The organism is Georhizobium sp. MAB10 (assembly GCF_045012825.1).
Taxonomy (GTDB): Bacteria; Pseudomonadota; Alphaproteobacteria; order Rhizobiales; family Rhizobiaceae; genus Georhizobium; species Georhizobium profundi.
Map to the genome: position 1 here is coordinate 2,975,554 of NZ_CP118314.1, position 20,212 is coordinate 2,995,765.

Consider the following 20,212-nt stretch of genomic DNA (forward strand, 5'->3'; position numbering starts at 1 on the left):
CCGACCTCAGGCCTTTTCCATCCAGACGTGATTGTCGTGGAAGGCGGCGCCGCCGTAAGGCGCAACGGGATCGGCGCCCGTCAGCACATTGATGCCCGCGCCGTCGAGATGCGCCTTGTTCGGCCAGATGCCTTCCGCCACGAGCACGCCGCGCTTCAGGCCGGCATCGATGCGCGCGTGAAGGCGGATCGCACCGCGCTCGTTACCGAGACGGACGATATCGCCCTCTTCGATTTCCAGATCGGCCGCGTCGTCTGGATGGACGAGAACCGAGGGGCGGCCCTCGCGGGTTTTCGATCCCTTCGTCTCGGCAAAGGTCGAGTTCAGGAAGTTGCGCGCCGGCGACGTGGCGAGGCGGAACGGGTGCGCGGCATCCGCAATTTCGATCAGGTCGACATGGTCCGGAAACTCCGGCAGGCGCTCATGCGGCCCGAGAGACCCGACGGTCGCCGGCGGCCGGTTCGGAGCGGCCGTACCCGTCCAATCCGGCTTGAACCGGAACTTGCGGTCCGGCCAGTGGAAGCCATCGAGATAATGCGAGGTGGCGAAGTCCGGTTGGCAGTCGATCCACTTCTCGTCCCGGAGAGCGCCGAAGCCGATCTTTCCGCCTTTTTTCAGCATGTTGTCGATAAGCGTTCGCGCATCGAGTCCGGTTTGCACCTGATCGGCCACACCCAGCCGCTCGGCAAGGCCATAGACCACTTCGAGGTTGGTGCGTGGCCCTTCCGGGGCATCGACGAGCTTCGGTCCGAGCAGGATGTGCTGCTGGCCCCCGCCGCGATAGATGTCGTCATGTTCGAGGAACATCGTCGCGGGAAGCACGACATCGGCCATTTCCGCCGTCTCGGTCATGAAATGCTCGTGCACGGCAACGAAGAGATCGTCGCGCGCAAACCCGGCTTTGACGAGACGCTGTTCGGGCGCGACGTTCACCGGGTTGGTGTTCTGCACGATCATGGCCGTGACCGGCGGGCCGTTGCGCAATGCCTCGGCATCGCCCGTCAGGACGCGGCCGATCTGCGACTGGTCGAGTGCCCTTACCCCATGGTCCTTGAAATCGAGGCCCATGATCTCGGTCTTGTCGAGGCCGAATATGTCGCTGTTGGAATGGAAGGCACCGCCCCCCTCATATTGCCAGGCGCCGGTGACAGCGGGGATCGAGAGGGCTGCGTGCATGTTCACCGCGCCGTTACGTGAACGGGTGAAACCGTAGCCCAACCGGAAGAAGGTGCGCTTGGTCGTGCCGACGAGCCGCGCAAACGATTCGATCTCGGCAACAGAGAGCCCGGTGATCGCTGCAGCCCATTCCGGCGTGCGGGTGGCGAGGTGCCGCTCGAGCCCGGCCGGGTCGTCGGTGTGGCGCTCCAGATAGGCGCGATCGGCAAGGCCTTCGCGGAACAGCACGTGCATCACGGCGCAAGCGAGCGCGCCATCCGTACCGGGCTTCAGGATCAGCTTGACGTCCGCCTGCTTCATCGTCGGATTGTCGTAGACGTCGACGACGACGATCCTGGCACCGCGCTCCTTGCGGGCGCGCACCGCGTGGGTCATCACGTTGACCTGCGTGGAGACCGCGTTGGTTCCCCAGATCACGACGCAGTCGGACACCGCCATCTCGCGCGGGTCGGGGCCCACGAGCCGGCCGGTTCCCATCACCCAGCCGGTCCAAGCCATGTTGGTGCAGATCGAATCGAACTGGCCGGAATAATTGCGCGCGTGGCGCAACCGGTTGATGGAATCGCGCTGAACAAGGCCCATCGTTCCGGCGTAAAAATACGGCCAGACGGCCTCGGCACCGTAGCGGGCTTCTGCCTCCATGAACTTCTCGGCGACGATGTCGAGCGCATCGTCGAAACCGATTTCCTGCCAGTGGCCCTCGCCCTTCGCCCCGATCCGCCGGAGCGGCTTCAACAGGCGGTCCGGGTGATGAATGCGCTCGGCGTACCGCGCGACCTTGGCGCAGATGACGCCGGCCGTGTAGGAGTTCGCCGGATCGCCGCGCACGCGCCCGATGGTGCCGTTATCGAGAAGCTCGACTTCGAGCGCGCAGGTGGACGGGCAGTCGTGGGGACAGGCGGAATGGCCGATTCGGATCGCAGACTTGACCCGGCCGGCGGTGATGGGGCTCGCTTCGTTCATGCCTTCTCTATAATGCGATGCGGGGAACGGAACCAAACAATTCCCGTGACGCATGCATCTCGATCGCTTTAGAACGCGCCCATGAATTACCGTCACATCTATCACGCCGGCAATTTCGCCGATGTCCTCAAGCACATCGTGCTTGCGCGGCTGGTCGCGTATCTGAAGGCCAAGGACAAGGCATTTCGCGTCATCGATACCCATGCGGGCATCGGGCTCTATGATCTCACCTCCGACGAAGCGCAGCGAACCGGCGAGTGGATCGGCGGCATCGGCCGCCTTCTCGATGCGGATGTGCCTGCCCAGATCGCGCCGCTGATCGCGCCCTATCTCGACCAGGTACGCGCCTTAAACCCGGAGGGCGGCGTCACGCACTATCCCGGTTCGCCGAAAATCGCACGCATGCTCTTTCGCCCGCAGGACAGGCTTTCGGCGATCGAGTTGCACCCTTCGGATGCAGAGACCTTGCGATCGGTCTTCGCCGGAGATTTCCAGACGCGCGTCATTGCACTCGATGGCTGGCTGGCACTTGGCGCCCATGTGCCGCCCAAGGAAAAGCGCGGCCTCGTGCTGATCGATCCGCCCTTCGAGCAGGATGGCGAATTCGAGCGCATGACCGACGGTCTTGCCCGCGCCCTTCGGCGGTGGCGCGGCGGCACCTACTGCCTGTGGTATCCGCTGAAGAAGGACGCGGCCGTCGAAGCGTTCCACCGCCGGATCGAAGCGCTCGGCATGGAAGACGTGCTGTGCGCGGAACTCTGGGTGCGCGATCCACGAACCGAAAAGGGTCTCAACGGCTCCGGCCTCGTGATCGTCAACCCGCCTTTCACGCTCGAAAGCGAGTTGGACGAGTTGCTTCCTTGGCTGACCAAAGTTCTCGCCGAAGGGGCCGGCGCCGGTTTTCGCTTGCAACGCCTCGAGCCAGTGACGGCAAGCCCGCAACAGTGACGCAAAAACGGCCTTTCAACCGCGCTTTCGCCTTGACGCGTGGCATGGCCGCAACCATTCTTCGCCAAAATTGCAAATCGTTCAGGAGTTTGCCTCGATGAAGTCTGTCGCCACATGCGCTCTCGCGCTTCTCACCGTCGCGACGGCGTCCATCCCGGCCAGCGCTGCCGACTATCTGATGGGTCCGGCCGCCGTCGCCGCGCCGGTCACGATCTGCAACGAGCACAAGGTGCTGACGCGCGTCGTCGAGCGGTTCGATTATGCCGATGCCAATCTGTTGAAGCGCGGTCTCACGATCAACGATTTCTCGAACATCACCTACACGCGCTATGAGCCTCGTACCGAGCGCAACTTGATCGAGCGCCATTATTGCAGGGCGACCGCCAATCTCAACGACAACACGACCCGGACGACCTGGTATCTCATCGAGACCGACATGGGCTTTGCTGGCGCGATCGGTGACAATGTCGAATCCTGCGTTGCCGGTCTCGACCCGCTCTATGTCTATGGAGCGACCTGCGCGTCTCTGCGGTGAGGCCCACCTCTTCGCTCAGACACGCCCTCCACGCTGCATTCTTTGCCGCAGGACTGCCGCTCGCACCGGCAGTGGCTCAGGATCGTGCGGGCGACTTCGATTTCTACGTCCTGTCTCTCTCCTGGTCCCCGACATTCTGCGCGCTCGACGGTCGCGACAATCGTCAGCAATGCGGATCGAACGCCGATTTCGGCTTCATCGTGCACGGCCTCTGGCCGCAATATGAGCAAGGCTTTCCCGAATTCTGCGCAACCCGCCATGACGACCGGGTTCCGCGCGACCTCGGACAAGACTATTTCGACATCATGCCGGGCATGGGCCTGATCGGCCATCAATGGCGTAAGCATGGCTCCTGCACGGGACTATCTCCGGACGATTATCTGGCACTGACCCGCGAAGCGTATGAGCGGATCCAGATTCCAGACGAGCTCGATGGGCGCGGCCCGATCAGCCTCTCGGCTGCGGATGTGGAGACCGGCTTTCTCAACGCCAATCCCGGGCTGTCCGAGGATGGTATCGCGGCGACCTGTTCGGCCGGCGCGCTGGACGAAGTCCGCATCTGCCTCACCAAAGATCTCGATTTTCGTGCGTGTCGCGAGGTCGATGCCCGCAGCTGCCGCCAGCGCCTCATCGAAGTGCCGGCCAGGTAGCCTTTCCATTATCTAGAAGAAGGACGTTTGCCCTTGCGTATCCTCGTTTCACCCGCCTCGCCCTATTCGGCCAAAGTGCGCATGGCTGCGACCTATGCGGGCTTGTCCTTCGAAAGCGTGCTGACCGACACGAATGCGGAACCGGCCGAACTCGTCGCCAACAACCCGCTCGGCAAGATCCCCCTGCTCCTGACCGACGACGGCAATGCCGTGTTCGACAGCCGCGCGATCATGCAGTTCATCGACCGTGAAACCAGGCGCAAGCTCTATCCGCGCAATCCGGCAAAGCGCACCGAGGTGGACGTGCTGGAAGCGCTTTGCGACGGCACCTGCGATTGCCTGCTCGCCATGGTCTATGAGCGTCGCTTCCGCCCCGAGGAAAAGGTGCACCAGGAGTGGATCGACAAGCAGTGGAAGAAGGTGGAGCGGGCGCTCGATCATCTCGAAGCGAACCTGCCGCGCACGACCAAGTCGCTGAATGGCGGCCATTTCGCGCTCGCAGCTCTGCTTGGCTACCTGTCACTGCGTTTCGAAGGAAAGTGGGAGCGCGGCCGGCCGAAGCTGAAGAACTGGCCCAAGAAGTTCGAGACGTTCTTCGCCGACTATGCGCGGCTGAAGCCGCAGTAACGGCGACTTCTTCTTCGGCAATCCCCTCGCCGGCAAAAGAAAAAGCCGGGGTGCGCAAGGCACCCCGGCTTTCTGACTGCCCGAAAGCAGTTTCGATCGATCGGCTTAGAACTTGAAGCCAACACCAGCGCGGACGCTGTGCTCGTCGTAAGCCGACGAGAACGAGTTTCCGTTGATGTTGTAGTCGTCGCTGCCGTAGTCGGTGTAACGGTACTCGAGACGAGCCGTGATGTTGTCGGTGACCATGCCTTCGACGCCACCACCAACGGTGTAGCCGACTGCCGTGGAGGAGTCGCTGCCGTCGAACTGGTTGTACTCGATGTCAGCTACAGCCACACCGCCCGTTGCGTAGATGAGGAACGGGTTGAAGGCCACACCGGCACGTGCACGGACCGAACCGAACAGACCGACTTCGCCTTCGCGAACACCAGGCACGCCGCCGGTGACGGTCGCTACGCCCGTGCCGCTGACGTCGGAGTAGCCGAGATCGGCTTCAGCACCAACGACGAAGTTGTCGAACTGGTAGTTGTAACCAGCGTATGCGCCGCCGGAGATGCCGTCAGAATCGTCGCCGACGATGTCTTCGTGGTCACCCCAGTTGTAGCCCAGGAACACACCGGCATAAGGACCGGTCCAGAGCTGCACAGGTGCAGCTTGAACTGGCGCTGCTGCCGGCGGCGGGGACGGCGGAGCCATGATGGCGTCGGCTGCAAAGGCGCCAGCCGTAAGCGGAAGAACCATTGCCGTGGCCAGACCAGCCAATTTAAGTGCACGCATTTTACTTCTCCTAATACAATTTCCGATCGCATGGCGAACGGGTGGACGTTTATCGTTCTTGCCCCGCCCTAGCAGGGCCTGAATGACCCTCGAATGCGGCGGCGTCTAAGCCGGAATGTGGAGATTCAGTGGCCAACCTCCAATCACCTTGCGGTGCTGCAATTATGCAACAGAAGCGGTCGTCTCGAATTCCACACTCATGCGACTGCCGATAAAAAGCCTTCGCGGCCCCTTTGTTCCTGGCCCCGATTTTCTATATCCGCACTGTTGCAACATAATCACACAATTTGCCGGAACCCCCTGGAAATCGGGGCTCCGCGCGGGGTCGCCGAGAACTTCATGACAGTCATCCCCCCCAAGGCCGTGCTGGTCACGGGCGCTGCACGACGAATAGGACGAGCGATCGCCAGCGATCTGGCCGAAGCCGGCTTCGCCGTAGCGATACACGCCAACAGAAACGCAGAGGAAGCCGAAGCACTGGCTGCCACATTAAGGCAGAATGGGGCAGTGGCTGCCGCAGTCACGGCCAACCTGGAAGTACCTCTCGAGGCGGGTGAACTGCTTGCCAACGCGCAAGCTGCCATCGGGCCGATCGGCGTCGTCGTCAACAATGCCTCGGTTTTCGTCGCCGACGAGGCGGATCGTTTCGACGAAACCCTCTTCGACCGCCACTTTGCGGTACATGTCAAAGCGCCCCTGGCCATCTCGGCCGCTTTTGCGAGCATTGGGGAAAGCAATGGCGGTCTCATCGTCAACATCATCGACCAGCGCGTGTGGGCGCTCACGCCGCGCTTCTTTTCCTACACGCTGTCCAAATCGGCGCTTTGGACAGCCACGCAGACGATGGCACAAGCCTTTGCGCCGCGCGGAATCCGCGTCAATGCCATCGGTCCCGGCCCGACGCTTGCCAATGAGCGGCAGGACACGGCGGACTTTGCCGCCCAGACGAAGAGCGTTCCCTTGGGATACGGCCCGGATCTGCCTGATTTCGGTCGCACAATCCGCTATCTGTTCGACACGCCGTCCATTACGGGCCAGATGATCGCGCTCGACGGTGGCCAGCATCTCGCATGGGAAACGCCGGACGTCGTGAACGCCAGGGAATAACAGACAGAGTGCCATTGTGACCGAGGAGCCAGCCAAGAAGTCCGCGCCGCGCAACCTGTTCAAACGCAGGGCTGCGCGTGGGTTGTCGCCGCGCATGCCCGCGGAAGACATCGGGATCGACGTGGATGCGCTCGATTTTTCGACGATCGCGGATGCGGATATCTCGCCTGATTCCCTTCCCGACGAGGACAGCGACACGGAGACGGATGAGGTCGAAGCGGTTGCGCAGGAAAGTGGCCCCGCGATCGACTGGGAGGCGTTGACCAAGCCGGAGCCGGGGCTGCAGGGGCCTGATGTCATCCAGGCATTCGTCAAGCGGCTGCCGAACGGGCCTGGCGTGTACCGGATGTTCAACGCCAAGGGCGACGTTCTCTATGTCGGCAAGGCGCGCAGCCTGAAGAAGCGTGTCGCGAACTATGCCCAGGGCCGCGTCCATTCCAACCGCATCGCCCGCATGGTGCGCGAAACCGCGCATATGGAATTCGTCACCACCCGAACCGAAACAGAAGCGCTTCTGCTGGAAGCGAATCTGATCAAGCGCTTGCGGCCGCGTTTCAATGTGTTGCTGCGGGACGACAAGTCGTTTCCCTATATTCTGGTGACCGGGGATCACCCGGCACCGGCCATCTTCAAGCACCGCGGCGCGCGTGCGCGCAAAGGCGAGTATTTCGGGCCGTTCGCATCGGCGGGCGCGGTCGGCCGTACGATCAACGCACTGCAGCGCGCATTCCTGCTCAGAACCTGCACGGATTCGGTTTATGAAGGCCGGACACGGCCGTGCCTGCTCTACCAGATCAAGCGATGCTCGGGCCCTTGCACGGGCGAGATCAGCCTGCCGGACTACGCCGAGCTCGTGCAGGAAGCGGAGGATTTTCTTTCCGGCAAGAGCCAGAAGGTGAAGTCGCACATCTCGCAGGCCATGCAGCAGGCGTCGGAAGATCTCGATTTCGAGCGCGCGGCCGTGTTCCGCGACCGTCTGTCGGCGCTCAGCCATGTGCAGAGCCACCAGGGCATCAACCCCCGCTCCGTCGACGAGGCGGATGTCTTTGCCATCCATCTCGCGGGTGGGCTTGCCTGCATCCAGGTGTTCTTCTTTCGCACCGGCCAGAACTGGGGCAACCGGGCCTATTTCCCCAAGGCCGACCCGCAGCTTTCCGCCGGTGAGATCCTCGGGGCATTCATGTCCCAGTTCTATGACGACAAGCCGATCCCGAAGCAGATCCTGCTGTCCGAAGAGGTCGAGGAACAATCTCTGATCGCCGAGGCGCTGTCGCTGAAGGGCGAGCGCAAGATCGCGATCTCGGTGCCGCAGCGCGGGGAGAAGAAGGAGCTCGTGGACCACGCGCTCAGCAACGCCCGCGAAGCCCATGGACGGCAGATTGCGGAAACGGCCTCGCAAGCCCGGTTGCTGCAGGGCATTCAGGAGACATTCGGACTTGAGCGCAAGCCGCGCCGGGTCGAGGTCTACGACAACTCCCACATCATGGGCACCAACGCCGTAGGCGCGATGATCGTCGCCGGCCCCGAGGGTTTTGCGAAGAACCACTACCGCAAGTTCAACATCCGCTCGACCGACATCACGCCGGGCGACGACTTTGGCATGATGCGAGAGGTGATGGAGCGGCGCTTCTCACGGTTGATCAAGGAGCATCCGCTGGAAAGCGCCACGGACCAGTCGTCGGGTGACGACGACACTGATGCGCCGCTACCCGCGTGGCCTGATCTCATCCTCATCGATGGTGGCCAGGGACAGATGACGGCCGTGCGGGAAATTCTGGACTCGCTCGGCATCAGGGACAAGGTGACGGCGATCGGCGTTGCCAAGGGGATGGATCGTGAGGCCGGGCGCGAGCGATTCTTCATGGAGGGCAAGCAGCCCTTCACCCTGCCGCCGCGTGACCCGGTGCTTTATTTTCTGCAGCGACTGCGCGACGAGGCGCATCGCTTCGCCATCGGCTCGCACCGCCAGCGGCGCAAGAAGGAGATGGTGAAGAACCCGCTGGACGAGATCGGCGGCATCGGCCCGGCGCGCAAGCGCGCGCTGCTTCATCATTTCGGGACGGCCAAGGCTGTTTCGCGCGCGGCGCTGACGGATCTGCGCGCAGTCGACGGGATCTCCGAAGCGATGGCGATCTCGATCTACAACCACTTTCACCCGGATGCTTCCGGCGCCCGGTAGCGCCGGAAGCTTTTTCAGCATCAGAACTCGGCGTAGCGGCGCGCGATCTCGCTCTGCTTGGCAACCAGTGCCTGGAAACCGTCGTCTTTCGCTCCGGCATCAGCGTCGCCTGCCTGGCCGAGGCCGCCGATCATGCTGTCAAGCCGCATGGCTTCAAGCACGGCAAGAGCTGCAGCACGGGGATCCCGCACGGTTTGTTCGGTAGGTAGCGGCTCAAGCCTGGTGAGGCTGCGTTCTACGACCGTGCTCGATGCGCCGGACGCACCCTGCCCACTGCCCCTTGATGACGCGGCGGAGGTGCTCTCCAGCGGCCTTCCAGCCGGCGCCGATGACGAGGTGGCCGCCGCTCTCGTCGAAGATGTGGACGACGGCGTCGTGGATGCACCGGCAGTCGTCGAGGATGCAGCCGGCGCCGAGCCTCCGCTGCTCACCGTCGAGGGGGCGGAGGAGCCAGAAGTCTGCGTCGATGCGTTGGCGGACTGTGAAGGTGGGGACGATTGCTGCGACGATGAAGCCTGTGGCTGCCTGTAGCCGATAAGAGCTCCGATCATTACTATTCTCCATGTCAGATCGATCGGGCGGGTGTTTAGCGAGTTCTTCTTTAGAAACAGGCGAAACAATCGTTTGAAATGCGGCCAGTCCGGTTACCTATGATTCATCAGTCCGTTGCGCAGCTCTGCGATGGTTGGACGGACGCGGCCCGGTTCGGACAAAATGGAGGTTGACGCCATGGCTATCGACCGTTCATCTGGCACCACTTTGAAATTGAAGGTGACCATGGCCTCGCCGGTCTACAACATCCCAAATCTTCTGACCTACGGTCGCATCCTGGCGGTGCCGCTGATCGTCTTGTGCTTCTTCGTCGAAGGCCGGCTGCACGGGTCGGATTTCGCCCGCTGGTCGGCGCTCGTGATCTTCGTGATTGCGTCGCTCACGGACTGGCTCGATGGCTATCTCGCGCGCCTTTGGGATCAGTCGTCCAATATCGGCCGCATGTTGGATCCCATTGCCGACAAGCTGCTCGTAGCGTCCGTATTGTTGCTGATGGCAGCGGACGGCACGATCGCCGGATGGACGATCTGGGCCGCGATCACCATTCTTTGCCGCGAAATTCTCGTGTCTGGCCTTCGCGAATATCTGGCAGCCCTGAAGGTGTCCGTGCCCGTCACGCGCATCGCCAAGTGGAAGACGACAATCCAGATGGTCGCGCTTGCCTTCCTTCTCGCCGGCCCTGCGGGCGACAAGATCCTGCCTTACACCACCGAACTTGGTATCGCGCTGCTGTGGGCAGCGGCGCTGATCACGATCTACACCGGCTACGATTATTTCCGGGCCGGGTTGAAGCATGTGGTGACCGAATGAAGCGCAAGCTCATCTATTTCGCCTGGGTGCGCGAGCGCATCGGCAAGTCCGAAGAAGAGCGCGAACTGCCCGAAAGTGTCGTCAGCGTCAGCGATCTTCTCGCCTATCTGCAGACGCAGGGCGACGAGTACGAGGCAGCGCTGCAGCACGCCCATGTGATCCGAGTGGCGCTCGACCAGGAGCATGCCGACCATCGCGAGCCGATCGGCAATGCGCGTGAAATCGCGCTGTTCCCGCCGATGACCGGCGGATGAAGAGCCATGGCCGTCACACCGACCATCCGCGTTCAGGCTGACGATTTCGACGTCGCTGCAGAGATCGAAGCAGTGGCATCGGGGCGCACCGATATCGGCGCGGTGGTGACGTTCACGGGCCTTTGCCGCGATGAAAACGGTCGGCTCTCGGCGCTCGAGCTCGAACATTATCCTGGCATGGCCGAGGCGGAAATCAGTCGCATCGCCAACGAAGCCATTGCCCGGTTCGGATTGAGCGGCCTCACCGCCATCCACCGCTGTGGCAAGATCGCGCCCGGCGGCAACATCGTGCTTGTGGTCGCCGCCTCGTCGCACCGGCAGGCGGCATTCGATGGTGCGAATTTCCTGATGGACTATCTGAAGACCTCGGCGCCCTTCTGGAAGAAGGAGCACGCCGCAAGCGGCCAGGCCGGCGACTGGGTGGCTGCGCGTGATGCCGACGATGAGGCACGGCTTCGATGGCAAAAGGCTCGCGGCGAAAGCTGACCCGTCTGCCGGCCTTCAAGCGTAGGCTTTTTCTCAAAGAGCGTTCCTCGAAGGATGGGTTGCCTCGTCTTTACGCCGTCGATCGCCGATAAATGGTGAAAATCGGCGCGAAGAAGCACTGGAGTGAACATGCGACGCGACGAAGCAAATGTCCTGATCGGCGACATCTCCTGCCTGTTCGGCACCCTGTTGCTGGAAGACCGGCTGGCGTGGCTGCAAAGCGCTGGCCACTCGATCGTCTTCACGACCAGCCTCGGCATCGAGGATCAGGTGGTGACCGATGCGCTAGTGAGCGCCCTGCCCTCGGCGCGGATCGTCACGCTCGACACGTTGCGCCTTTTCGACGAGACGGTGGATCTGATCGAGGAGACCGAGGCGCGTTACGGCATTTCGATCGAGCGTTTCCTTCCGGAACCGAGCGCGGTCGACCAGTTCGTGGCGACCTACGGGATGAACGGGTTCTATGAAAGCGTCGAAGCACGCCACGCCTGTTGCGGCATCCGCAAGGTGGAGCCGCTCGGTCGGGCGCTGGCGGGTGCCGATATCTGGATCACCGGACTGAGGCGTGGCCAGTCGGCGGCGCGCGGCAGTGTGCCCTTTGCCGAATGGGACGCCGATCGGGAACTGTTGAAGATCAATCCGCTCGCGGACATGACTCTCGAAGATATCCGTATTCGCGTTGCGGAACGCAGCATTCCGGTCAATCCGCTGCACCTGCGCGGCTATCCGTCGATCGGCTGTGCGCCCTGCACCCGCGCGATCAAGCCCGGCGAAGACGAACGCGCCGGCCGCTGGTGGTGGGAACGCGACGAGCAGCGCGAATGCGGCCTGCATGTCGCCGGTGCCGCCTCGGCCCTGCCAGCCGCCTGACCCAGCGATCCGGCATCCGACATTAAAAAACCCCGGGACCTGAGTTCCGGGGTTTTTGTATCTGTATCAGCCGTTTAGGGCCTGCTGTCGAGAAACCGATTCAGCCGACGATTTCGGTGCCGGAGAACCAGTAGGCGATTTCTTCCGCTGCGGTCTCTGGAGCATCGGAGCCGTGCACCGAGTTCTCGCCGATGGAGAGCGCGTGCACCTTGCGGATGGTGCCTTCTGCAGCGTCCTTCGGGTTGGTTGCGCCCATGACTTCGCGGTTCTTGGCGATGGCGTTCTCGCCTTCCAGCACCTGAACGATCGTCGGGCCCGACGACATGAATTCGGTCAGTTCGCCGAAGAACGGACGATCCTTGTGAACCGCGTAGAAGCCTTCGGCTTCGCGCAGGCTCATCCATACGCGCTTGGAAGCGACGACTCGCAGGCCGGCGTCTTCCAGCATCTTGGTGATGGCGCCGGTGAGGTTGCGCTTCGTTGCGTCGGGCTTGATCATCGAAAAGGTGCGTTCGATCGCCATGAGGTTTTCCCTGTTCTTTTGCTTGACGGAATGTCGGGAGAATTTGGCGGCCTCCATAGCCGCCAAGTGTTGCGAACACAAGACACGACGACGAGACGGCGGCTTGGCTCAGGCGGCGGCCGGCACCGCGCGACCGATCCCGCCGTGCAGATCGAGGCAGGTTTCGAACCAGTCCAACACCGGATCATCATGGCCGATCAACGGCTCGCGCATGATGATCCTGGCCCATTGGAAAGCGCCGAACAGGATGTAGTCGGAAAAAAGAGGACCTGCGCCACCGATGAAGGGCTGGTGGCGCAGCATGGCGCGCACGGGCTCCAGCCTCGCATTCAGTTTGCCGAGTTCCGACAGCCCAAGCTCGCGCGTTTCCTCCAGCGGCATGCCGAAACGGGCTTCGCGGCTCTTGCGAAAGAACGCTTGGTCATCGGGCGCCAGCGCGTCATGCACGTCCATGATCGCCGCCTTGCCGATGATCGCGTGAATCTGCGTCTGGCACCAAGCTTCGACAAAGCGGGCCATCGCCTCGCCGCCCGGTCCGCCGAACAGCGACGGGCTATCGGTTCGTGTTCTTTCCAGATGCAGCGCGATCGCGAATGAGTCGGACACGGTCGCACCTCCGTCGCGGATAACCGGCACGATGCCGCTGCCATCTTCGATCTTCGGAATTTCGGTGAAGGGAACGTACCGGCTTTCCCACTCGAGCCCCTTATGGGCGAGCGCCATCACGACTTTCCAGCAATGCGGGCTGAAGGGGCGTGCGGAGTCACTGCCGACGAGTTCGTAGAGTTGAATGGTCATGGAGCGATCTCCCTCTGCGCTTGCCCACGGATCGGCAACATCAGTGCCTATGCCATGGCGCTCTCACCGCATCCATAACATGCGATGCGCCGCATGCCCCCTCTTCCTGCCGAACGCCCGGCGTTTGCCGGAACGCTCCTTGCCAAGAACGCCTCCATCAGCCAAGAAGCCGCCATGCTTCAGATCAGCGACCTCTCGCTCCGCATCGCCGGGCGCCTTCTCATCGACCATGCCTCGGTCACACTGCCTTCGGGCACGAAGGCGGGCCTCGTCGGGCGTAACGGAACCGGCAAATCAACCCTTTTCCGAGCGATCACCGGCGACCTGGCCTCTGAAAGCGGCTTCGTGCATGTGCCGAAAGGTGCACGCATCGGCGGCGTTGCGCAGGAAGCACCCGCGACCGAGGACGCGCTGCTCGACATCGTGCTTTCGGCCGACAAGGAGCGCGCCGCGCTGATGGCGGAAGCAGAGACGGCGACGGATCCCAACCGCATTGCCGACATCCAGACGCGTCTCGTCGATATCGACGCGCATTCGGCCGAAGCGCGGGCGGCCAGCATTCTCTCCGGTCTCGGTTTCGACGAGGCTGCGCAGAAGCGACCCGCATCGAGCTTTTCCGGAGGCTGGCGCATGCGCGTTGCGCTCGCTTCCGTGCTTTTCGCCGAGCCCGACCTGCTGCTCCTCGACGAGCCGACGAACTATCTCGACCTCGAAGGCACGTTGTGGCTCGAGGAGTATGTGCGGCGCTACCCGCATACGGTCATCATCATCAGCCACGACCGCGACCTCCTGAACAAGGCAGTCAATTCGATCGTGCATCTGGAGCACAAGAAGCTCACCTTCTATCGCGGCGGCTACGACCAGTTCGCCCGCCAGAAAGCGGAAGCGGAGGAACTTCAGACCAAAGCGCGCACGAAGCAGATGGCCAAGCGCAAGCACATGGAATCCTTCGTCGAGCGCTTCCGGGCCAAGGCGTCCAAGGCGCGCCAGGCACAGTCGCGCCTCAAGGCGCTGGAGCGCATGGGCGAGATCGCGGCCGTATCACAGGAACATGTCGCCGGTTTCACCTTCCCGGCGCCGGAGAAGGTGGTGGCATCGCCCATCATCGCGATCGAGAGCGGATCGGTTGGATATACGCCCGGGCAGCCGATCCTGCGGCACCTCAATCTGCGCATTGATGCCGACGACCGTATCGCGCTGCTCGGCTCGAACGGCAACGGCAAATCCACCTTCGCAAAGCTGATTTCCAGCCGACTTGACCTCGCCGATGGTCAAATGACCGTCGCACCGGGGCTGAAGATCGGTTTCTTTGCTCAGCACCAGCTGGATGACCTCATCCCTGGCGATTCCGCAGTCGCGCATATCCGCCGCCTGATGCCGGACGCGCCGGAAGCCAAGGTGCGTGCGCGCGTCGCACAGATGGGGCTCGTGACCGAGAAGATGGATACGCCGGCCAAGGATCTCTCGGGCGGCGAGAAGGCGCGGCTCCTGATGGGGCTTGCGACCTTCGAGGGGCCCAACCTGCTTATCCTCGACGAACCGACGAACCACCTCGACATCGACAGCCGCCAGGCGCTTGTCGAGGCGCTCAACGATTTCGACGGCGCCGTGCTTCTGATCGCACACGATCGCCATCTCATCGAAGCGACGGTCGAACGGCTGTGGATCGTCGGCGGCGGCTCGGTCAAGGCCTATGATGGCGATCTGGAAGACTACCGCAACCTGATCGTCGGCGGCTCGCCCAAGAATTCCGACAAGCGTCGTCTTGCCGAAGAGGCCGCTGCCGAAGTACAGCGCTCGAAGTCCGACCAGCGCAAGGCTGCCGCCGATCGCCGCAAGGAAATGGCGCCACTGAAGAAGAAGATCGGTGAACTGGAAGCGGCGACCGCCAAGCTGCAGAAGCGGATACTGGCCATCGATACCGAACTTGCCGATCCGGCAGTCTACGACAACAAGGCCAGGATCGTCGCGCTTGGCAAGGAACGGACCGACTGCGAAAGACGGCTTGTCGACGCCGAAGAGCAGTGGCTGACGCTGTCAGCGGAATATGAAGAAGCGGTCGCCATCGACTGACGACGACCGCTTCCGGCCCGCTCGCATTCTTTATCGAATTTGGACTTCAGACCGGCTGGTCGAAATGCACGTTCAGGCCGCGGCCGACGGCGAATTTCGCCACGCGCGTCCTGATCTCCTGATCGGTCATTGCAAGGTTCGGCCGCCACCGGCGAACGGTCGCCACGCCCTCCGACAGGGACACAGGCCAACCACCGGCATGATTTCCTGCGCAGTAATCCGCGATCAATTCCATGACGGGATCCGGCTCAAGCTTCACAGCAATCATGGCGCATCTCCTCGGGGAAAGATGCATAGTGCCTGTGATGGCACCGACCGCGCAAATCACGTTCTGCATATGTGAAAAGACATACATAACAGAGCGTAAAAGCTCAGAGCCAGCCCCGCCGCTTGAAGAAGAGATAGGGTACGACAGCCGAAAACACCATCAGCCCCAAGGCATAAGGGTAGCCATAGGCCCAGTTCAATTCGGGCATGAACTCGAAGTTCATCCCATAGACAGAGGCGACCAGCGTCGGCGGCAGAAATATCACGGCTGCGACCGAGAATATCTTGATGATGGCATTCTGCTCGATCGAGATCAGACCCAGCGTCGCGTCGAGCAGGAAGACGATCTTTTGCGACAGATAGGATGCGTGGTCCGACAGGGACGTTGCGTCGCGAGAAAGCGTCTTGATCGCAGCCTTGGTGTCGCGATCGCAGTGACGCTGGTTGGCGACATTGGCAAAGAAGGAAAACAGCCGGTCATGCGTCGCAAGGCTGTCGCGCAACATCGAAAGCAGATCGCCCTGCCGGCCGATGGCCTTCAGGATGGACTGGAAGTCCCTGCCTTTGGTGGGGCCGGTCGAGGCGTTGGCAAAAATGTCCTTCGAGATCGCATCGATGTCCTTGCCCACGACCTCGAGAATATCGGCGATCCGATCGATCACGGCATCGAGAAGGCCCGCCAGAACGGCGATGGCATCGCGTCCGTCCATCGGCAGTTTCTGAGCGCGTAATGCGAAGTTCAAGAATGCGCGCGGCTCGTGATGGCGTACGGTGACAAGGAGCCGGGGCGCGAGGATGAAGGTGACAGGCAGGGTGACCGGATTTTGCGTATCGGTCGCGGAGGGCAACATCGCCGTCATATAGGCGGCGTTGCCATCGCTATAGAGCCGGCTCGACGTCTCGATTTCATCCATTTCAGCGCGGGTCGGAATATCGATCCCGGTCGCGTCGCGCAGGATCATGTCTTCGGCAAGCGTCGGAGACTGGCAATCGATCCAGACGGCCGCCTCGAAAGTTTCCCTGGAGATGTTTGCGCCGGCTTCGTGCGGCGTGGCTTCGAGCTTGCCTTCGACGAGCCGATACGTGGTGATCATGTCGACTTCCAACCCATCCTGGCGCCGTCGCTCAGGCTTTCTTCTGCCAGCGGCCACCTGGGCCCTGTTGCCAATAGGTCAGGGCATGGCCCTCGGACTTCAGGCGTCGCCACTGATCGCGAGCCGTCGCCAACTGACGATCATCGTGTCCGTCGAACATGAAGACCACACGTTCATAACCCGACAAGTCCGGTGGCGCCGCGCCATCGACCATGAAGCGGACGGTGGCGTCATTCACAGCCTCCGCCTGCCCTGCCGTCAGCAAGATCGGCTGCCTGTCCGCATGGGCTTCGGTATCGAGCCCATGCGGCAGGAAGCTGTCGTCGCTGTAGGTCCACAAGACGGTGTCCAGCGCATCGCGACGGGCATCGTCCAGGGCCTGCACCACCACCCTCCAACCCCGCTCGAGGCTCTTTTCCAGCAGCGGCGGCAAAGCCTGCTCGAGGCGGGATTCCGTCAGGTGGTAGAACAGGATTTCAGTCATCGCCCAATCAGTTTTCGTAGTGGGCGCGCACCAGTTCGTTGAGCAGGCGGACGCCGTAGCCTGACCCCCAGGACCGGTTGATCTCCGTCTGCGGCGAACTCATCGCCGTGCCTGCGATGTCGAGATGCGCCCAAGGCGTCTTACCGACGAAACGCTGCAGGAACTGCGCGGCCGTGATGGAGCCCGCATAGCGGCCGCCGGTGTTCTTCATATCGGCAAAGCGCGAGTCGATCATCTTGTCGTAGTCCTTGCCAAGCGGCATGCGCCAGACCTTCTCGCGCGTCGTTTCGCCGGCTTCCGAGAGGCGTTCCGCCAGGACGTCGTCATTGGAGAACAGGCCGGCGTGATGATTGCCGAGCGCCACCAGGATTGCGCCGGTCAGCGTCGCGAGGTTGATCATGAAGCCCGGCTTGAAGCGATCGTTGCAGTACCAGAGCATGTCGCACAGGATGAGCCGGCCTTCGGCATCGGTGTTGATCACCTCGATCGTCTGGCCTGACATGGACTTGACGATATCGCCGGGGCGCTGGGCGTTGGCATCCGGCATGTTCTCGACAAGCCCGATCATGCCGACGACATTCGCCTTGGCCTTGCGCGATGCCAGGGCATGCATCAGGCCGGTGACGGCCGCAGCGCCGCCCATGTCGCCCTTCATGTCTTCCATGCCGGCTGCGGGTTTGATCGAGATGCCGCCCGTGTCGAACACGACACCCTTGCCGATAAAGGCGATCGGTGCGGCGTTCTTCTCACCGCCGTTCCAGCGCATGATGACGATGCGCGGCGGGCGCGACGATCCCTGGCTGACGCCGAGAAAAGCACCCATCCCGAGCTTCTTCATCTCTTTCTCGGTGAGGATTTCGATGTCGACGCCGAGTGCTTCCAGCTCCGATGCGCGCTTAGCGAATTCGACGGGTCCGAGCACGTTTGCCGGTTCGTTGACGAGATCTCGTGCAAGAAGCACGCCCTCGCCCGTGCCGGAGAACTCGGCATAGGCCTTCTTGGCGGCGGACGCATCCGGCGTCACGATCGTGACCGACACATCGCCTTCTTCCGACTTGCCGTTGTCGTCGTCCTTCTTCTTCGTCTTGTAACCGTCGAAGCTGTAATTGCGCAGCATCATGCCCAATGCGAAATTGGCGGCGGCAGACGCACCGGTCTCCACGCCATCCACATCGAGATAGACGGTAACGTTGCGGATCGATTTCAGGCGACCGACGAGCGCACCGCCGAGATCGGTCCAGTCGTTGTGGGTCGGGGTTTCGCCCGTTCCGAGCACCATGATGCGGTTTGTCGTGGCACCGGCAGGCGCTAGCACGTCCACCGCGCTCAGCGATTTTCCGCTGAACTCGGCGATCTCGGCAGCCTTGGCCACGACGCCGCCCGGATCTACCGCAGCCAGAGATGCCGGAAGCCGATCCTTCGCTGCAGCGAGAAAAACCGCGACGCCCTCGTTGGACTTTGCGGATTTAGCGAAGGCGATGCTGAGTTTCCTGGTCATGGCGCGACGGTATTCCCTTCAATGAGACTGTGAAGCGAGGTGTCGGATTTTTCAGGCTCGAAGGCAAGGGCGCAGCACCTGCAACTGCGCGCCGAGACCTCCCCGATGGCATGGACGAAACGCCGTTCAACGAAACGTGAAAAGCAATGCCGCCCATGGTGCATGCGTGCCACGGATCGACGATTACGCTTCGTTTACCGTGTTTCTTCGCCAAGTTTTAGCCATTCGGCGCGACTATCGGCAGCGCTTGGCGGGGCACGATGCAGAGTTACAGCCTGACGGATGCTCATGCCTTCCGATCGGCTGGCTTGCATCACGACCAGAGTGATGAAAAACAGGCCCGATGAAGCTGATCGAGTGGTACATCTTCCGGCGGATCGCCACCACGTTCCTCGGAACTCTGACAGCGATTACCGCCATTGTCTGGATCGTCCAGGGCCTCAACAGGCTGAACGTTGCGACGGATAGCGGCTCCACGATCGTCAGCTTCCTTTATGTCGCGACGCTGCTGATTCCCTCGGTCATCCCGCTCATCATGCCGTTCGCGCTGCTGCTCGCGACGGTGCAGATCTTCAAGGCGATGAACGCCGATTCGGAGATGGCGGTCATCAAGGCGTCCGGTGGGCCCAAGCGCCTGATCGTGGTGCCGGTCCTCATCCTTGGCATGCTTGCAGGCGCCGCATCCTTCATTCTCGAAAACGGCGTCACGCCCTATTCGCGACAGGAGTTCCGCACCTTCATCGAGGAAGTGCGTGCGAACCTTCTGACGTCGCTCTTGCAGGAAGGCACGTTCCAGACGATCGACAACGGGCTGACGGTGCATATCGCCGAACGCGTGCCCAACGGCGGCTTCGGGGGCCTGTTCATCGCCGATCGGCGTGATCCGGACCAGGAGCTCACCTATTTCGCCCGCGAGGCGGCAATCGCTGAAGACAATGAAGGCCGCCAACTGCTGCTGATGCGCGATGGCGAGTTGCACCAGCGCGACACGGACAGCGACGCCGTCTCCATCGTGCGCTTCGCGTCCTACGCATTCGACCTGTCTGCCTTCGCGCCGGCCGCGGGCGCCTACATCGTTTTTCCCAAGGACCAGACGACGCCGTATCTCTTCAATCCCGACCCGGAAAACCCGCGGTTCCAGGAAAATCCGCGCGAGTTCTCCGCCGAGTTGCACAAGCGCATGACGAACTGGACGCTTCCCGTCATCATGGGCCTCATCGGGGTGCTGGTCGCCGGAGAAGCGCGCACGTCGCGCGAAGTGAACGGCACGATGACCGCCACCGCGCTTACCCTCGGCGTCACCTATTTCCTGGCGTCCTATCTGCTCGAAGACATCGCCGCCCAATCGGCATTCGGCATCGCGCTGCTTTACATTCTGCCGCTGACCGTGGGCGGGCTGTTGCTCTCCCTGCTTGCCAAAGACATCAGACCTGCATTGCCGCGGCCGGTTGCGCGCCTGGTCGAGCAGGTCAGCGACCGAGTCGTTGCCATCAGCCGGCGTGCCACCGCCGCTTCCGTGAAGAGCGGAGCGCAGAACTGAC

22 protein-coding genes are annotated in these 20,212 nt (G+C 62.2%); 13 read left to right on the forward strand and 9 right to left on the reverse strand.

All coding sequences use genetic code 11. The annotated features are described in order from the left end of the window. Positions 1–6 precede the first annotated feature (6 nt). Positions 7–2,139, reverse strand: coding sequence for a molybdopterin-dependent oxidoreductase (locus PU133_RS14240; RefSeq protein WP_404864547.1), 2,133 nt, complete (start codon positions 2,137–2,139; stop codon positions 7–9). 81 nt (positions 2,140–2,220) lie between these two features. On the opposite strand from PU133_RS14240, the gene PU133_RS14245 reads away from it, so the two are divergent. The 4 genes from PU133_RS14245 (at position 2,221) to PU133_RS14260 (ending at position 4,899) form a co-directional block, all read left to right on the forward strand. Next, positions 2,221–3,087 carry a 23S rRNA (adenine(2030)-N(6))-methyltransferase RlmJ gene (locus tag PU133_RS14245; RefSeq protein ID WP_404862219.1) on the forward strand — a complete coding sequence of 289 codons (867 nt, stop codon included), beginning with the start codon at positions 2,221–2,223 and terminating at the stop codon, positions 3,085–3,087. A 97-nt stretch (positions 3,088–3,184) separates the two neighbouring features. After that, positions 3,185–3,622 carry a hypothetical protein gene (locus tag PU133_RS14250; protein ID WP_404862220.1) on the forward strand — a complete coding sequence of 146 codons (438 nt, stop codon included), beginning with the start codon at positions 3,185–3,187 and terminating at the stop codon, positions 3,620–3,622. Then, positions 3,619–4,272, forward strand: a complete 654-nt coding sequence (locus tag PU133_RS14255) for a ribonuclease T2 family protein (protein ID WP_404862221.1) — start codon at positions 3,619–3,621, stop codon at positions 4,270–4,272. The genes PU133_RS14250 and PU133_RS14255 overlap by 4 nt, the downstream gene beginning before the upstream one ends. Positions 4,273–4,305: 33 nt before the next feature. After that, entirely contained in the window at positions 4,306–4,899 is a 594-nt protein-coding gene (locus tag PU133_RS14260) for a glutathione S-transferase family protein (RefSeq protein WP_404862222.1), read from the forward strand. Positions 4,900–5,004: 105 nt separating this feature from the next. On the opposite strand, the gene PU133_RS14265 is transcribed toward PU133_RS14260, so the two are convergent. Then, positions 5,005–5,676, reverse strand: coding sequence for an outer membrane protein (locus PU133_RS14265; protein ID WP_404862223.1), 672 nt, complete (start codon positions 5,674–5,676; stop codon positions 5,005–5,007). A 339-nt stretch (positions 5,677–6,015) separates the two neighbouring features. On the opposite strand from PU133_RS14265, the gene PU133_RS14270 reads away from it, so the two are divergent. Next, positions 6,016–6,783 (forward strand): SDR family oxidoreductase, encoded by a 768-nt coding sequence (locus tag PU133_RS14270; RefSeq protein ID WP_404864548.1) that lies wholly within the window; start codon positions 6,016–6,018, stop codon positions 6,781–6,783. A gap of 94 nt (positions 6,784–6,877) precedes the next feature. Continuing rightward, positions 6,878–8,962 carry an excinuclease ABC subunit UvrC gene (uvrC, locus tag PU133_RS14275; RefSeq protein ID WP_404864549.1) on the forward strand — a complete coding sequence of 695 codons (2,085 nt, stop codon included), beginning with the start codon at positions 6,878–6,880 and terminating at the stop codon, positions 8,960–8,962. Between the two features lie 20 nt (positions 8,963–8,982). Here uvrC and PU133_RS14280 read toward each other — a convergent pair whose 3' ends face one another. Further along, positions 8,983–9,153, reverse strand: a complete 171-nt coding sequence (locus PU133_RS14280; RefSeq protein WP_404862224.1) for a hypothetical protein — start codon at positions 9,151–9,153, stop codon at positions 8,983–8,985. A 31-nt stretch (positions 9,154–9,184) separates the two neighbouring features. Here PU133_RS14280 and PU133_RS14285 point away from each other — a divergent pair, with 31 nt between their 5' ends. The 5 genes from PU133_RS14285 (at position 9,185) to PU133_RS14305 (ending at position 11,934) form a co-directional block, all read left to right on the forward strand. Then, positions 9,185–9,493, forward strand: a complete 309-nt coding sequence (locus PU133_RS14285; RefSeq protein ID WP_126010756.1) for a hypothetical protein — start codon at positions 9,185–9,187, stop codon at positions 9,491–9,493. Positions 9,494–9,739: 246 nt separating this feature from the next. Continuing rightward, complete coding sequence (pgsA, locus tag PU133_RS14290) at positions 9,740–10,324, forward strand: CDP-diacylglycerol--glycerol-3-phosphate 3-phosphatidyltransferase (RefSeq protein ID WP_126013364.1); 585 nt, start codon at positions 9,740–9,742, stop codon at positions 10,322–10,324. Next, the gene (moaD, locus tag PU133_RS14295) at positions 10,321–10,578 is read left to right on the forward strand and encodes a molybdopterin converting factor subunit 1 (protein WP_126010757.1); all 258 of its coding nucleotides are present in this window, start codon (positions 10,321–10,323) and stop codon (positions 10,576–10,578) included. The genes pgsA and moaD overlap by 4 nt, the downstream gene beginning before the upstream one ends. Before the next feature lie 6 nt (positions 10,579–10,584). Continuing rightward, the gene (locus PU133_RS14300; RefSeq protein WP_404862225.1) at positions 10,585–11,064 is read left to right on the forward strand and encodes a molybdenum cofactor biosynthesis protein MoaE; all 480 of its coding nucleotides are present in this window, start codon (positions 10,585–10,587) and stop codon (positions 11,062–11,064) included. A gap of 129 nt (positions 11,065–11,193) precedes the next feature. Further along, positions 11,194–11,934 (forward strand): phosphoadenylyl-sulfate reductase, encoded by a 741-nt coding sequence (locus PU133_RS14305; protein WP_404862226.1) that lies wholly within the window; start codon positions 11,194–11,196, stop codon positions 11,932–11,934. Between the two features lie 100 nt (positions 11,935–12,034). On the opposite strand, the gene ndk is transcribed toward PU133_RS14305, so the two are convergent. Further along, positions 12,035–12,457: a nucleoside-diphosphate kinase gene (gene ndk / locus PU133_RS14310; protein ID WP_126010760.1), complete on the reverse strand. Its 423-nt coding sequence runs from the start codon at positions 12,455–12,457 to the stop codon at positions 12,035–12,037. Positions 12,458–12,565: 108 nt separating this feature from the next. Then, positions 12,566–13,255 carry a glutathione S-transferase family protein gene (locus tag PU133_RS14315; RefSeq protein WP_404862227.1) on the reverse strand — a complete coding sequence of 230 codons (690 nt, stop codon included), beginning with the start codon at positions 13,253–13,255 and terminating at the stop codon, positions 12,566–12,568. Between the two features lie 174 nt (positions 13,256–13,429). On the opposite strand from PU133_RS14315, the gene PU133_RS14320 reads away from it, so the two are divergent. Further along, positions 13,430–15,328: an ABC-F family ATP-binding cassette domain-containing protein gene (locus PU133_RS14320; RefSeq protein WP_404864550.1), complete on the forward strand. Its 1,899-nt coding sequence runs from the start codon at positions 13,430–13,432 to the stop codon at positions 15,326–15,328. A gap of 46 nt (positions 15,329–15,374) precedes the next feature. Here PU133_RS14320 and PU133_RS14325 read toward each other — a convergent pair whose 3' ends face one another. The 4 genes from PU133_RS14325 to PU133_RS14340 form a co-directional block, all read right to left on the reverse strand. Continuing rightward, the gene (locus PU133_RS14325; RefSeq protein WP_404862228.1) at positions 15,375–15,596 is read right to left on the reverse strand and encodes a hypothetical protein; all 222 of its coding nucleotides are present in this window, start codon (positions 15,594–15,596) and stop codon (positions 15,375–15,377) included. A 103-nt stretch (positions 15,597–15,699) separates the two neighbouring features. Next, positions 15,700–16,689, reverse strand: coding sequence for a magnesium transporter CorA family protein (locus PU133_RS14330; protein ID WP_404862229.1), 990 nt, complete (start codon positions 16,687–16,689; stop codon positions 15,700–15,702). Between the two features lie 31 nt (positions 16,690–16,720). Continuing rightward, positions 16,721–17,173 (reverse strand): DNA polymerase III subunit chi, encoded by a 453-nt coding sequence (locus PU133_RS14335; RefSeq protein WP_404862230.1) that lies wholly within the window; start codon positions 17,171–17,173, stop codon positions 16,721–16,723. Positions 17,174–17,180: 7 nt separating this feature from the next. Further along, entirely contained in the window at positions 17,181–18,671 is a 1,491-nt protein-coding gene (locus PU133_RS14340; protein ID WP_404862231.1) for a leucyl aminopeptidase, read from the reverse strand. Between the two features lie 343 nt (positions 18,672–19,014). Here PU133_RS14340 and lptF point away from each other — a divergent pair, with 343 nt between their 5' ends. After that, on the forward strand, positions 19,015–20,211 hold the full coding sequence (gene lptF / locus PU133_RS14345; RefSeq protein ID WP_404862232.1) for an LPS export ABC transporter permease LptF: 1,197 nt from the start codon (positions 19,015–19,017) through the stop codon (positions 20,209–20,211). Position 20,212: the final 1 nt, after the last annotated feature.

Coding starts and splice junctions, on each gene's coding strand:
- PU133_RS14250 (WP_404862220.1), top strand. CDS start 3,185: ATGAAGTCTGTCGCCACATGCGCTCTCGCGCTTCTCACCGTCGCGACG.
- PU133_RS14315 (WP_404862227.1), bottom strand. CDS start 13,255: ATGACCATTCAACTCTACGAACTCGTCGGCAGTGACTCCGCACGCCCC.
- PU133_RS14305 (WP_404862226.1), top strand. CDS start 11,194: ATGCGACGCGACGAAGCAAATGTCCTGATCGGCGACATCTCCTGCCTG.
- PU133_RS14325 (WP_404862228.1), bottom strand. CDS start 15,596: ATGATTGCTGTGAAGCTTGAGCCGGATCCCGTCATGGAATTGATCGCG.
- PU133_RS14240 (WP_404864547.1), bottom strand. CDS start 2,139: ATGAACGAAGCGAGCCCCATCACCGCCGGCCGGGTCAAGTCTGCGATC.
- PU133_RS14300 (WP_404862225.1), top strand. CDS start 10,585: ATGGCCGTCACACCGACCATCCGCGTTCAGGCTGACGATTTCGACGTC.
- PU133_RS14330 (WP_404862229.1), bottom strand. CDS start 16,689: ATGATCACCACGTATCGGCTCGTCGAAGGCAAGCTCGAAGCCACGCCG.
- PU133_RS14245 (WP_404862219.1), top strand. CDS start 2,221: ATGAATTACCGTCACATCTATCACGCCGGCAATTTCGCCGATGTCCTC.
- PU133_RS14340 (WP_404862231.1), bottom strand. CDS start 18,671: ATGACCAGGAAACTCAGCATCGCCTTCGCTAAATCCGCAAAGTCCAAC.
- uvrC (WP_404864549.1), top strand. CDS start 6,878: ATGCCCGCGGAAGACATCGGGATCGACGTGGATGCGCTCGATTTTTCG.
- PU133_RS14265 (WP_404862223.1), bottom strand. CDS start 5,676: ATGCGTGCACTTAAATTGGCTGGTCTGGCCACGGCAATGGTTCTTCCG.
- moaD (WP_126010757.1), top strand. CDS start 10,321: ATGAAGCGCAAGCTCATCTATTTCGCCTGGGTGCGCGAGCGCATCGGC.
- PU133_RS14320 (WP_404864550.1), top strand. CDS start 13,430: ATGCTTCAGATCAGCGACCTCTCGCTCCGCATCGCCGGGCGCCTTCTC.
- pgsA (WP_126013364.1), top strand. CDS start 9,740: ATGGCCTCGCCGGTCTACAACATCCCAAATCTTCTGACCTACGGTCGC.
- PU133_RS14270 (WP_404864548.1), top strand. CDS start 6,016: ATGACAGTCATCCCCCCCAAGGCCGTGCTGGTCACGGGCGCTGCACGA.
- PU133_RS14335 (WP_404862230.1), bottom strand. CDS start 17,173: ATGACTGAAATCCTGTTCTACCACCTGACGGAATCCCGCCTCGAGCAG.
- lptF (WP_404862232.1), top strand. CDS start 19,015: ATGAAGCTGATCGAGTGGTACATCTTCCGGCGGATCGCCACCACGTTC.
- ndk (WP_126010760.1), bottom strand. CDS start 12,457: ATGGCGATCGAACGCACCTTTTCGATGATCAAGCCCGACGCAACGAAG.